This window comes from Micromonospora sonchi (assembly GCF_014646235.1).
In the GTDB taxonomy this organism is placed as follows: domain Bacteria; phylum Actinomycetota; class Actinomycetes; order Mycobacteriales; family Micromonosporaceae; genus Micromonospora; species Micromonospora sonchi.
Genome location: NZ_BMNB01000010.1, coordinates 124,636 through 137,538, shown reverse-complemented (window position 1 = coordinate 137,538; position 12,903 = coordinate 124,636). Strand labels below are relative to the sequence as shown.

General features: G+C 71.0%; 8 protein-coding genes. 4 read left to right on the top strand and 4 right to left on the bottom strand.

Features of this window, described 5'->3' with window-relative positions:
- Positions 1-10: 10 nt before the first annotated feature.
- Both treY and glgX read right to left on the bottom strand, forming a co-directional pair.
- Positions 11-2,299, bottom strand: a complete 2,289-nt coding sequence (gene treY / locus IEY61_RS13090; RefSeq protein ID WP_189043935.1) for a malto-oligosyltrehalose synthase — start codon at positions 2,297-2,299, stop codon at positions 11-13.
- A gap of 1 nt (position 2,300) precedes the next feature.
- Complete coding sequence (glgX, locus tag IEY61_RS13085) at positions 2,301-4,418, bottom strand: glycogen debranching protein GlgX (protein ID WP_189043933.1); 2,118 nt, start codon at positions 4,416-4,418, stop codon at positions 2,301-2,303.
- Between the two features lie 333 nt (positions 4,419-4,751).
- Between glgX and IEY61_RS13080 the strand changes: the two genes are divergently transcribed.
- Positions 4,752-6,155, top strand: a complete 1,404-nt coding sequence (locus IEY61_RS13080; RefSeq protein ID WP_229705868.1) for a glycosyltransferase family 4 protein — start codon at positions 4,752-4,754, stop codon at positions 6,153-6,155.
- An 80-nt stretch (positions 6,156-6,235) separates the two neighbouring features.
- Here the strand turns inward: IEY61_RS13080 and IEY61_RS13075 are convergent, their stop codons facing one another.
- On the bottom strand, positions 6,236-7,408 hold the full coding sequence (locus tag IEY61_RS13075) for a serine hydrolase domain-containing protein (protein WP_189043931.1): 1,173 nt from the start codon (positions 7,406-7,408) through the stop codon (positions 6,236-6,238).
- Positions 7,409-7,628: 220 nt separating this feature from the next.
- Here IEY61_RS13075 and IEY61_RS13070 point away from each other — a divergent pair, with 220 nt between their 5' ends.
- The 3 genes from IEY61_RS13070 (at position 7,629) to IEY61_RS13060 (ending at position 11,338) form a co-directional block, all read left to right on the top strand.
- The gene (locus IEY61_RS13070) at positions 7,629-8,285 is read left to right on the top strand and encodes a response regulator transcription factor (protein WP_189043929.1); all 657 of its coding nucleotides are present in this window, start codon (positions 7,629-7,631) and stop codon (positions 8,283-8,285) included.
- A gap of 154 nt (positions 8,286-8,439) precedes the next feature.
- Positions 8,440-10,566: a M14 family zinc carboxypeptidase gene (locus IEY61_RS13065; protein ID WP_229705867.1), complete on the top strand. Its 2,127-nt coding sequence runs from the start codon at positions 8,440-8,442 to the stop codon at positions 10,564-10,566.
- A gap of 82 nt (positions 10,567-10,648) precedes the next feature.
- Entirely contained in the window at positions 10,649-11,338 is a 690-nt protein-coding gene (locus IEY61_RS13060; protein ID WP_189043927.1) for a fasciclin domain-containing protein, read from the top strand.
- An 82-nt stretch (positions 11,339-11,420) separates the two neighbouring features.
- Here the strand turns inward: IEY61_RS13060 and IEY61_RS13055 are convergent, their stop codons facing one another.
- The gene (locus tag IEY61_RS13055) at positions 11,421-12,704 is read right to left on the bottom strand and encodes a citrate synthase (protein ID WP_189043925.1); all 1,284 of its coding nucleotides are present in this window, start codon (positions 12,702-12,704) and stop codon (positions 11,421-11,423) included.
- Between the last annotated feature and the right edge of the window lie 199 nt (positions 12,705-12,903).

Below are 12,903 nucleotides of genomic sequence, written 5' to 3'. Positions count from 1 at the left end.
ACCTCCCGGGTCAGGTGGTGGGCACCAGCAACGCGACGGGATAGGTGGCCAGCAGATCAGTGAGGCGGACCTGGTTGTCACTGTAGACCCGCCCGGTGAACAGGCATGACATCTGATTAACGGGTAGTGACAGGGTGGTGTCGCGCCAGCCGCCGGTCGCGGCCAGGCGCAGCGGCAGCCGGGTGGCGACGGCGAGCGCGCCGCCCCGGTCGAAGGCGACGGCGTGCCGGGCGGCCGGGCCGTGCGCGATGGCCGGCTGGTAGTCGCCGAACAGTTCCGGGTGGTCGCGGCGGGCGCGCAGGGTCCGGGAGACCACGAGCAGCTTGGCCGCGCCGGTGTCGTCCACCGTCGGCTGCCAGCGGGCGTCGAGCCGGGCCAGCAGGTCCCGGCGTACGCCGAAGTCCACCGGCCGGCGATTGTCCGGGTCGACCAGGGAGTTGTCCCACAGCTCGGTGCCCTGGTAGGTGTCGGGCACCCCGGGCATGGCGAGTTGCACCAGCTTCTGGCCAAGCGAGTTGCACCAGCCGGCCGGGGTGATCTCGGCGGCGAACGCGGCCAGCTCCGCGGAGACGGCCGGGTCGTCGAACATGGCGTCGACCAGGGCGTGCATGGCCTGTTCGAAGGCCGGGTCGGGGTCGGTCCAACTGGTCGAGGCCCCGGCCTCCCGGGCGGCCTTCTCGGCGTACGCGTGCAGCCGCTCGCGTTCGATCGGCCAGGTGCCGACGGCGGTCTGCCAGAGCAGGTGGGCCAGGGCGGCGTCCGGCAGCAGCGGCACCGCGGCCATCCATCCGGTGACCAGCTCCGCCCAGCGGTGTGGCAGTTCGGCGAGGACGGCAAGGCGGGCGCGGACGTCCTCGCCGCGCTTGGTGTCGTGCGTCGACAGGGTGGTCATGCTCGCCGGCCAGCGCTGGTGGCGGGCGACGACGAAACGGTGGAACCGGCCCGGTGGGGTGCCGACGTGGGTGGGGCTGCCGCCGACCTCGTTGAGCGCGACGAACCGGGTCCACCGGTAGTAGGCGGTGTCCTCCACGCCCTTGGCCATCACCGCCCCGGTGAACTGCGGGAGGCGCCGGGCCAGCTCGTCGTCGGGGTCGCGCAGCCGGCCGGTGATCGCGTCGAGCGCGCCGGTCAGGTCGGGGCGGCGCCGGCCCGCCTCGGCGCGGGCGTTGGCCAGGTGCCGCACGCCCTCGGGCGGGTGGCCCCGGTAGACGCCGAACGCGGCGGCCAGCTCGGCCAGGGCATCGCGGGCGGTGTCGGCGTCCACCTCGGGGGCGAGCCGGGCCAGCCGGGTCAGCTCGGCGGCGAGCAGCCGGGTGGCCGCGCCGAGCTTGGTGTCGTGGGTCAGGTCGGCCCAGGAGGTGGCCCGGCCGGTGAGCCGGGTGTCCAGGGCGGTGAGGTCGGCCTCGGCGTCGCCGTCGACGAAGAGGCCGCCGACCGCCGCGAGGGCGTCGTAGCCGGTGGTGCCCTGCACCGGCCAGTCCGGCAGCTCCTCGCCGTACTCCAGGATCTTCTCCACGACCAGCCAGGCGTCGGGGGCGGCGGCGCGCAACCGGGCCAGGTAGCCGGCGGGGTCGCGGAGCCCGTCGGGGTGGTCGACCCGGATGCCGTCGATCTCGCCGGCCGCGGCCCAGGCCAGGATCAGCTCGTGGGTGGCGGCGAAGACCGCCGGATCCTCGACCCGCAGCCCGGCCAGGTCGGAGACGGCGAAGAACCGGCGGTACGTCAGCTCGGCGTCGCCGCGCCGCCAGGAGACCAGCCGGTAGTGCTGCCGGTCGTGCACCTCGCGGGGGCTGCCGTCGCCGGTGCCGTCGGCGATCGGGAAGCGGTGCTCGTGGTAGCGCAGTTCCCCGTCGGCGAGCTTGAGGTCGTCGAGCGCGTCGGGGGTGTCGGCGAGCACCGGCAGCAGCAGCGGGCCGACGTCCCAGTCGATGTCGAACCAGCCCGCGTACGCCGATTCCCGCCCCCGGCGCAGCACGTCCCACCAGGCCGGGTTGGCCGCCGGCACGGCGACCCCGGCGTGGTTGGGCACGATGTCCACGACCAGGCCGAGCCCGTGCTCGCGCAGCGCCCGCAGCAGCCGCTGCCGACCGGCCTCGCCGCCAAGTTCCGGGTTGACCCGGCGGTGGTCGACCACGTCGTAGCCGTGCGCGCTGCCCGGGGCGGCGGCCAGCAGCGGCGCGCTGTAGAGGTGGGTGACGCCGAGGTCGGCGAGGTAGCCGACGATCGCGGCGGTGGCGTCCAGGTCGAAGCCGGGGCGCACCTGCACCCGGTAGGTGGCGCCGACGGGGTGCAGGGTCATCTCAGACCACCCTCTTCAGCAACACCAGGGAGCGGTCCGGTACGCAGAGCGCGCCGCCGGCCTCGACGGTGGTGCCCTTGTCCTGGTCGGGTTCGGCGGTGCTGATCACCAGTGCCCAGCGTTGGCCGAACTCGGCCGGCGGCAGGGTGAAGTCCAGCGGCGCGTCGTGGGCGTTGAAGCAGAGCCAGAAGGAGGCGTCGTGGTGGCGTTGGCCGTACTGGCCGCGTTCCCGGATGCCGTCGCCGTTGACGAACAGCGCCACCGAGCGGCCGAAGTCGTTGCCCCAGTCCTCGCCGGTCATCTCCCGCCCGTGGGGGGTGTACCAGGCCAGGTCGGGCAGCGGCTCGTCGACCCCGCGGCCGCGTACCGGCAGGCCGGTGAAGAAGCGGCGACGCCGGAAGACCTGGTGCTGGCGGCGGAAGGTGACCAGCCGGCGGGTGAACTCCAGCAGTTCGTGGTCGACGTTGTCCCAGTCGACCCAGGTCAGCTCGCTGTCCTGGCAGTAGGCGTTGTTGTTGCCGCGTTGGGTGCGGCCCAGCTCGTCGCCGTGGACGATCATCGGCACGCCCTGCGACAGCAGCAGGGTGGCGAGGAAGTTGCGCCGCTGCCGGGCCCGCAGAGCCAGCACGCCGAGGTCGTCGGTGTCGCCCTCGACGCCGCAGTTCCAGGACCGGTTGTGGCTTTCGCCGTCCCGGTTCTCCTCGCCGTTGGCCTCGTTGTGCTTGTCGTTGTAGGACACCAGGTCGGTGAGGGTGAACCCGTCGTGGCAGGTGACGAAGTTGATGCTGTGGAAGGGGCGGCGGCCGTCGTCCTGGTAGAGGTCGGCGGAGCCGGAGATGCGGGAGGCGAACTCGGCGAGGGTGGCTGGTTCGCCGCGCCAGAAGTCGCGCACGGTGTCGCGGTACTTGCCGTTCCACTCGGTCCACTGCGGCGGGAAGTTGCCGACCTGGTAGCCGCCGGGGCCGACGTCCCACGGCTCGGCGATCAGCTTGACCCGGCCGACCACCGGGTCCTGCTGCACCACCTCGAAGAAGGTGGAGAGGCGGTCCACCTCGTAGAACTCGCGGGCCAGGGTGGCGGCCAGGTCGAAGCGGAAGCCGTCGACGTGCATCTCGGTCACCCAGTACCGCAGCGAATCCATGATCAGTTGAAGTGAGTGCGGGTTGCGCACGTTGAGGCTGTTGCCGGTGCCGGTGTAGTCCACGTAGTGGCGGCGGTCGGACTCGGACAGCCGGTAGTAGCTGGGGTTGTCGACGCCCTTGAAGCTCAGCGTCGGGCCGAGGTGGTTGCCCTCGGCGGTGTGGTTGTAGACCACGTCGAGGATGACCTCGATGCCGGCGGCGTGCAGCGCCTTGACCATGCCCCGGAACTCCTGCACCTGCTGGCCCAGGTGGCCGAGCGCGGAGTAGGCGTGATGCGGGGCGAAGAAGCCGATGGTGTTGTAGCCCCAGTAGTTGCGCAGCCCCAGGTCGGCCAGGCGGTGGTCGTCGACGAACTGGTGCACCGGCATCAGCTCGATCGCGGTGACGCCGAGCCGGGTCAGGTGCTCGATCATCGGCGGCGAGGCGATGCCGGCGTACGTGCCGCGCAGCTCGTCGGGGATGCCGGGCAGCCGCATGGTCAGCCCGCGTACGTGCGCCTCGTAGATCACCGAGTGGTGGTACGGGATGCGCGGCGGGGCGTCGTTGCCCCAGTCGAAGTACGGGTTCACCACCACCGACTTCGGCATGAACGACGCCGAGTCGGTGGTGTTCATGCGCTCCGGGTCGCCGTGGGTGTAGCCGTAGACCGCCGGGTCCCACCGCACGTCTGAGTCGATCGCCTTGGCGTACGGGTCGATGAGCAGCTTGTGCGGATTGCAGCGCAGCCCGTTGGCCGGGTCGTACGGGCCGTGCACCCGGTAGCCGTACCGCTGGCCCGGCTCGAGCCCGGGGAGGTACGCGTGCCAGACGTACGCGTCCACCTCGCGCAGCTCGATCCGGCGCTCGGTGCCGACGTCCCACTCGTCGAAGAGGCAGAGTTCGATCTTCTCGGCCACCTCGGAGAAGATCGCGAAGTTGGTGCCCAACCCGTCGTAGGTGGCACCGAGGGGATACCGCTCGCCCGGCCAGACCTGCATCTCGCTCCTTCGGCCACCTGTAGTCGGCGGTAGTGCCCCGCACGGTCCGCGTAGTCGGCGTAGTGCCCCGCACGGTCCGCCACCAATCCATCCGATCGGATGAATGCCAGGTATCCACTCGAGTGACGCCAGCTGAACCCTTGCGTGCCGTCGGTCACTGTGACCGTCTTCAACGTGCAGAACCGGCCGTGATGGAGTTTCCTTGAACGCGGGCGCGTGTCTGCGCCTGTTGATCCTCGCACCGCGGGCGCGTCCGCGCGTGTCCGAAACCCTACGTTGCCTTTCGCCGCCATCGATGTCGGCGCGTTCCCTGCTGCACGGACGGAGACTGCTGTGACCACCATGCGGGTCGGCGGGGGCACCGCCACCGCCACGGACCGGATCCACCGACCCACCCTCGCCTCGCGACCCCAGGTACCGGCGCAGTCCGGGTCGGCGCTGCCGGCCCAGACCCGGCGCATCCTGATGCTGTCCTGGGAGTACCCGCCGGTGCTCGTGGGCGGGCTGGGCCGGCACGTGCACGCCCTGTCGGTGGCCCTCGCGGCTGCCGGGCACGAGGTCACCGTCGTCACCCGGCACGCCGAGGGCGCCCCGCTGGAGGAGTACGTCGACGGCGTACGCGTGGTGCGTGCCGCCGAGGATCCGGTGACCTTCCCGCTGGCCACCGAGAGCCTGCTGGCCTGGACCATGGCGTTCAACCACACGCTGACCCGGGCCGCGCTGCGCGCCGCGGGCACCGGCGGGTACGACGTCATCCACGCGCACGACTGGCTGGTCGCGCACACCGCGATGACCCTGCGCGAGCACCTGGATCTGCCGCTGGTCAGCACCATCCACGCCACCGAGGCGGGCCGGCACCAGGGCTGGCTGCCCGGCGAGATGAACCGCACCATCCACGGTGTCGAGCACTGGCTCGGCGGCGAGTCGACGCGGGTCATCGTCTGCTCCGGCTACATGCGCGACGAGGTGACCGGGCTGTTCGGCGTACCGGCCGGCCGGGTCGACGTGGTGCCCAACGGGGTCGAGCCGCAGCGCTGGCGGGTGCCGGCCAGCACGGTCGCCCAGGCGCGGGCCCGGTTCGCCGCCGACGGTCCGCTGATCACCTTCGCCGGCCGCCTGGTCTACGAGAAGGGCGTGCAGCACCTGCTCGCCGGCCTGCCCAGGTTGCGGGAGCGGCACCCCGGGCTGCGCGCGGTAATCGTCGGCGACGGTCCGTACCGGGCCGAATTGGAGGCGGATGTGCACCGGCTGGGCCTGACCGACACGGTCAGTCTGCCCGGTTTCCTCGGCGGCACCGACCTGCCGGCGGTGCTGGCCGCCTCGGACTGCTTCGCGGTGCCCAGCATCTACGAACCGTTCGGCATGGTCGCGCTGGAGGGCGCCGCCGCCGGCGCGCCGCTCGCGGTCGCCGAGACCGGCGGGCTCGCCGAGATCGTCGAGCCGGGCGTGACCGGCATGACCTTCCGTCCGCACGACCCGGACGCCCTGGCGGACGCCGTGCACGCCCTGCTGTCCGACACCGACCGCGCCCGCAAGCTGGCCCGTCGGGCCCGCACCATGGTCGACGAGCGGTACGGCTGGGCCGCAATCGCCAGCCGCACCGCCGCCACATACGCCGCAGCCATCGCCCAGTCCCCCACTTTCGTCACCGAGCGAACCACCCACCAGCTGACCCACGGCCGCCCCCGCCCGGCGGTCCCGGAAGGAAACCTCCTGGCCGCCGCCGGCCTGCGCTGACCCCCGGTTGACCATGAGGTTGGCGGCAGTTTGAAGATCGACCACTGCCGCCAACCTCATGATCGACGGGGCGAGGTGGCTTACGCGGGGGCGCAGATCACGTCGTCGATGAGGCGGAAGGTGCGGGCGTACACGGCGAGGGCCGCCTCTTCGGTGGCGAGTTGGGTGGTCAGGGAGATGACCGCTACGCGCCTGCCGTCCGCGCTGACTCCGTTGGCGGTGCTCATGCCCGGCACGTCACCGCCGTGCGACCAGTAGCCGCCGCACCGGTTCGGGATGTACATGATGCCCAGGCCGTATCGCGCTCCCGGGATGAAGTCCTGGAACGTGTCGGCGAGCACCGAGTCGTGCAGCTGCGCCATCTGGCGCGGTTTGAGCAGCTGACCGCGGTGCAGCGCCTGCCAGAAGTGCGCCAGGTCGCTCGGCGTGGTGATCATGTCGCCGGCCGCGCCGGCCACGGTCGGGTTGAACAGGGTGGTGTCCGTGAGGGCGCCGCCCGGGGTCCACTGCTGGTAGCCCTTGGCATGCGGTGCCGGCAGGAACGGCCGGTCCCCCGGCGTCGACGTCTGTCGTAGCCCGAGCGGCTGGAGAATCCGGCTGCGCACCTCGGTGGCCCACGACCGGCCGGTCACCTTCTCGATGAGCATCCCGGCGAGGATGTAGTTGGTGTTGGAGTAGTCCCACCGGGTGCCGGGCGCGAAGCCGGGTTCGTGCTTCATCGCCAGGGCGACGAGGTCGGCGGCCTCGTGGTGGTCGAACCGGTGCGCCAGGTACCCCTCGTGGGAGGTGAGTGCCGCGATGTCGTTGGTGTAGTTGTAGATGCCGCTGGTGTGCTGGAGCAGATGACGGACGGTGATCCGACGGCCGTCGTTGCCGTTGCCGGCGACGACTCCCGGCAACCATCGCTCGACAGTGTCGTCGAGCGACAGCCTCCCCTCACCGACCAGTTGCAGGACGACGACGGAGACGAAGGTCTTGGTGTTGCTGCCCATCCGGAAGTGCCCGTCGAGCGGCACCGGCGTGCCCCGTCCGAGATCGCCGACGCCGGCTCGGGCACGGGTGGTCGTACGGTCGACGCGGGTGAGCCCCTGCACGCCGGTGATGCCGAGGTCGTGAAGATCATTGACCGCGACCTGGAGCCGCTGCCGGTCGTCGTTGACGGGTTTCGCGGCGACCGGTACCGCGCCACCGGTGACGACCAGCGCCGCTGCCAGGGCGACGGTCAGGCCCCACCGGCCGAGATGTCCTCGCATGTCATGCCCTCCCTTGGATGCGGGTGATGACCAGGAATCCGACGGTACGAGGCCGTCGACACGTTTCCATCCGGCGATCCCCCAGATCGGGTCGGGGAAACCCCGCACACCAGGCCGGCTCTTCTACGGTCACGATCTTGCATCCGTACTGGTGAACAACTGTTCACATCCGACAGACTCGCACCATTCCACGGGGGCGGCGGGTTGAGGAGGTTTGTCGGTGCGGGTGCTCCTGGTGGAAGACGATCTGCGGGTGTCGGCGGGTCTCGCCTCGGCGCTGCGGCGGCGGGGGCACGAGGTCACGCAGGCGGTCACGGCCGCGGAGGCGGTCGAGGCGGAACGGGTCGACCTCGTCCTGCTCGACATGAACCTGCCCGATCGGGACGGCCTGGAGGTGTGCCGGCGGATCCGCCAGCACGACGACGTGGTGGCCATCATCGCGGTGACCGCCCGCGGCGAGGAGCAGGACCGGGTGGCCGGGCTCCGGGCCGGCGCGGACGACTACGTGGTGAAGCCGTTCTCGATGGTCGAGTTGCAGGCGCGCATCGAGGCGGTGATGCGGCGGACCTCGCGTACCGTCCGGACGGCGACCACGTTGCAGGCCGGCCCGCTGCGCATCGACGTCGACGCCCGGCGGGTCTGGGTCGGCGAGCGGGAGGTCGGGCTCTCCCGCAAGGAGTTCGACCTGCTGGTGGCGTTGGCCCGGCAGGCGGGCTTGGTGGTGTCCCGGGAGCGGCTGCAACTGGAGGTCTGGCAGACCACCTGGGCCACCCGGCACAACCTCGACGTCCACGTCGCGGCGTTGCGCGGCAAACTCGACGACCCCGGCCTGGTGGAGACGGTACGCGGCGTCGGCTACCGCCTCCGCGTCGACTGACCGCCTGGATTGTCGCAGTTCGGCCGATGCGAGGTACGGAACAGCCGGCGGGAACCTCAAGCCATCCTCAAGAATCGCTGCTCATGGGCCCGTGGGCGGGCGTGGACGGGTGTGCTGGGCGTACCCGATCATCCCTCCTGTTTGGAGATGCCCCTTGAGATACAGACGGACAACGGCCGGTGTCTTCTCGGCCCTGCTCGCCGTCACCCTCGCGGCGACCGCACAACCCGCCCAGGCCAACGGGCAACTGTCGGCCACCACCGCCCAGCTGACCGCGGAGCCGAACCAGGTCCAGGGCCTGACCGTGGCGCAGGCCGACGGGTACGCCACCCTCGCCTGGACCCCGGTCGACGGGGCCACCGACTACCAGATCGAACGCACCCCGGTCGCCGACGACGACACCGCCACCGGCAACCCGGTGATCGTCGGCGTCTGGCGGCCGAACCGCCAGATCAACAACTCCGAGCCCACCTTCGCCGACGCCGGCTTCGTCCCCGGCAACCGGTTCCAGTGGCGCGTCCGCGCCCGCTTCGGCACCACGGCGCAGCCGTACTCGGCCCCGGTCACCGGCACCACCAACGCGCACTGGGGCGACCCGGCCACCTCCGGTCAGAACCTGCGTACGCAGTGGGAGACCACGCTGGGCGCGCAGTACACCAGCGACGTGAACGAGTACGCCTACACCTCGGCGATCGACGAGCTGAGCGAGCGGGTCCGGGTGGTGGAGATCGGCCGCACCATCCAGAACCGGCCGATCAACATGTTCGTCATCGGCTACCCCACCCCGCCGGCGACCCCGGCGGCCGTGGCCGCGACGAACCCGCTGCTGGTCAACTGCAACGTGCACGGCAACGAGCCGGGCGACCGCGAGGCCTGCTTCATCATGGCCCGGCAGCTGGCCTTCACCGACGACCCGGCCACCCTCGACCGGCTGTCGAAGACCACCATGCTGATCCTGCCGACGATCAACGGCGACGGCCGGGCGGCCAACAGCCGGGGCAACTCCACCGGTCAGGACCTGAACCGGGACTACTCGCTGATCCGCCAGCCGGAGACCCAGGCCTTCGTGGAGATGATCCGCGACTACCGGCCGATCGCCAGCTACGACGGCCACGAGTACGGCAACGCCAACACCGGTGACCTGCCGATGCTGCCGCCGCGGCACCAGAACGTGGCGCAGGGGATCTTCGACGAGTCGCAGCACATGATCGAGGGTCACATGTACGCCGAGGGCGCCAAGGACGGCTGGTGGGCCTGCCCGTACGGGTGCACCGGGGCCAACGTGGGTCTGGGTGAGGAGACCATCCTGCGCAACACCCTCGGCCTGAAGAACGTGGTCAACTCCCTGCTGGAGCTGCGCAGCTCCGGCGGCCCGACCCGGCCGGACGAGAGCAACACCGCCAACAACCGTCGGCGCAAGACGTACTCGGCGCTGTGGACCTTCAACCAGTTCCTGGCGTACCACTCGGCGCGCGTCACCGACATCACCAAGGCCCGCGCCGAGGCGATCACGTTCCAGTCCGCGAACACCGGACGGATCGTCTTCCGCGGCTCCCGCCCGATCCCGGCCCACCCCGCGCCGCACCCGGGTGACACCCCGCCGCCGCTGGACGCGCCGGGTGAGAACCAGATCCTGAACCAGCCGCCGTGCGCCTACAAGCTCACCGAGGAGCAGTACCGCGGTGCGCGTACCGACGGCCCGAGCGGACGGCAGACCACTGTGGCCCAGCGGCTCGCCGCCCACGGCTGGAAGGTGGTCAAGATCGCCGACGGTTACCTCGTCCCGCTGTCCCAGCCGGAGCGGGGTCTGGTGCCGCTGCTGCTGGACGGGCAGGCCGCCGAGGGTCTGGTCGCCGGCGAGCGGATCGCCCCCACGCTGACCGGCACCCACAACGGTCCGCTGGTGGTGTCCGGAGTGGCCTGCCTCGCCGACGCCACCGTCCGGGGCCCGGTCCGGGTCCAGCCGGGCGCCACGCTGATCGTCAACGGCAGCTCGATCAACGGCCCGGTGGACGCCTCCGGCGCGGCCGGCTTCGTGCTGACCGACAGCACCGTGCACGGTCCGGTGAACGCCAGCGGCGTCCGCGGCCCGGTGGTGCTGGTCGGCAACCGGACCAACGGCCCGGTCAACGTGGTCAACAACACCGGCGTCGCACCGCTGGTCGCCGGCAACACCGTCAACGGCCCGCTGAGCTGCACCGGCAACACCCCCGCGCCGGTCAACCTGGAGGTCGCCAACTCGGTGAGCGGTCCGAAGTCCAGCCAGTGCGGACGCTTGTGATCGGCTGAGTTTCGTACCCCTCGTACCGGCAGGCCGGATCCGCGTCCGGCCTGCCGGTACCCCCCACGGACTGGAGGAGATCGTGACCGACACCCTTGCCGCGGCCGGAACGCCGGCGCCACGGCGCACCCGGGGTGCGGTACCGCTCGCCGGGGCGACCCTGGCCCTGTTGCTCGCGGTGACCGGCTGCACCGACGCCGGCGGCAACCGTGGCGACCGTACGGCGGACGCCGCCGCGCCGCGTGCCGTCAGCGTGACCGGGCCGCTCTGCGAGCAACTGCCGGCCGGCACCGAACCGGGCAACCCGGACTCGCTGGCCGACCAGCCCGCCGATCAGGCTCTCCAGTGGATTCCCGTGCTCACCACCTTCGAGGCGGCGGTGCGGGCCTCCGGCCTGGCCGCCGAGCTGTCCGGGACGACGGAGGTGACCGTCCTCGCCCCGACCGATGACGCGTTCGCGGCCAAGTTCTCCCGGTCCAACCTCGACGAGCTGCTGCTGCACGACACCGACACGCTGCGTACGCTGCTCCGCGACCACGTGGTCACCGGCGCGCTGCCGGTGGCCGAACTGGTCGCCGCGGGCACCGTGACCACCCTCGCCGGCACCAGCCTCACCGTCACCGGCCACGATGCCGGCGCCCGCGTCGACGGCCGCGCCGACACGGTGTGCGCCGACTACCAGGCGGCCGGGGCCCGCATCCACGTCATCAACCAGGTGCTCGGCACCCTGTCCACCACCGCCGGCGACGAGGACGACCACCCGGCCCACTGATCTGCCGCGGGGCCCAACCCCCTCCCCGCGGACACCGGCGGCCGCCGACCCCTGACCGGGGGCCGGCGGCCGTCCTCGCACCTCAGCGCTGGGTGCTGTCGATGTAGTCGCGCTTGTCGGCGCCGGTGTAGACCTGCCGCGGGCGGCCGATCTTGGTCTCCGGGTCGTTGATCATTTCGCGCCACTGCGCTATCCAGCCGGGCAGCCGGCCCAGGGCGAACAGCACCGTGAACATCTTCGTCGGGAAGCCCATGGCCTTGTAGATCAGGCCGGTGTAGAAGTCCACGTTCGGGTAGAGCCGGCGGGAGACGAAGAAGTCGTCGGCGAGCGCGATCTCCTCCAGCTGCACCGCGAGCTCCAGCAGCGGGTCCGGCTTGGCCATCCGGCCGAGCACGTCCTGGGCCGCCTGCTTGACGATCGCGGCGCGCGGGTCGTAGTTCTTGTAGACCCGGTGGCCGAAGCCCATCAGCTTGACGCCGTCCTCGCGGTTCTTGACCTTGCGGACGAAGGACCGCACGTCGCCCCCGTCGGCCTGGATCCGCTCCAGCATCTCCAGCACCGACTGGTTGGCACCGCCGTGCAGCGGCCCGAACAGCGCGTTGACCCCGGCGGAGACCGAGGCGAACAGGTTGGCGTTGCTGGAGCCGACCAGCCGCACGGTGGAGGTGGAGCAGTTCTGCTCGTGGTCGGCGTGCAGGAGGAAGAGCATGTCCAGCACGCGGGCCATCACCGGGTCGACCTCGTACGGCTCCGCCGGCACGCCGAACGTCATCCGCAGGAAGTTCTCCACGTAGCTCAGCGAGTTGTCCGGGTACAGCAGCGGCTGCCCGATCGACTTCTTGTACGCGTACGAGGCGATGGTGGGCACCTTCGCCATCAGCCGGAACGTGGACATCTCCACGTGCTCGGCGTCGAACGGGTCCAGGCTGTCCTGGTAGAAGGTGGAGATGGCGCTCACCGCCGAGGAGAGCACGGCCATCGGGTGCGCGTCGCGGGGGAAACCGTCGAAGAAGCGGCGCATCTCCTCGTGCAGCAGCGAGTGCCGGCGGATTCGCTCGCTGAACCCGGAGAGCTGCTCAGGGGTCGGCAGCTCACCGTAGATCAGTAGGTAGGAGACCTCCAGGAAGGAGCTCTTCTCGGCCAACTGCTCGATCGGGTAGCCCCGGTAACGCAGGATGCCCGCGTCGCCGTCGATGTAGGTGATCGCGGACGAGCAGGCGGCGGTGTTGACGAACCCGGGGTCGTACGTCGTCAGCCCGGTTTCCTTCAGCAACTTACCGACACCGATCCCGGCGGGGCCCTCGACCGCGGAATGTACCGGCATCGACAGCTGCCCGCCGGGGTGATCGAGCTTGACTTCCGTCATGTGTTTCCTCGCTTTGCCGGCAGATCTACGTTGAATTGCCTTCGCTTCTACCGTAATTGCGGTTGCGGCGACACTGCCCCGCGTGGTTTGGCGGTGAGGTATGCGTCACCCGATTCCCGACCGTCGAGCTGGGAAACCCGGACAGCCGGGACGGAGCGCAGCGAGAAGCACACGGAGCGTGCAAAACCGCAGACAGAAA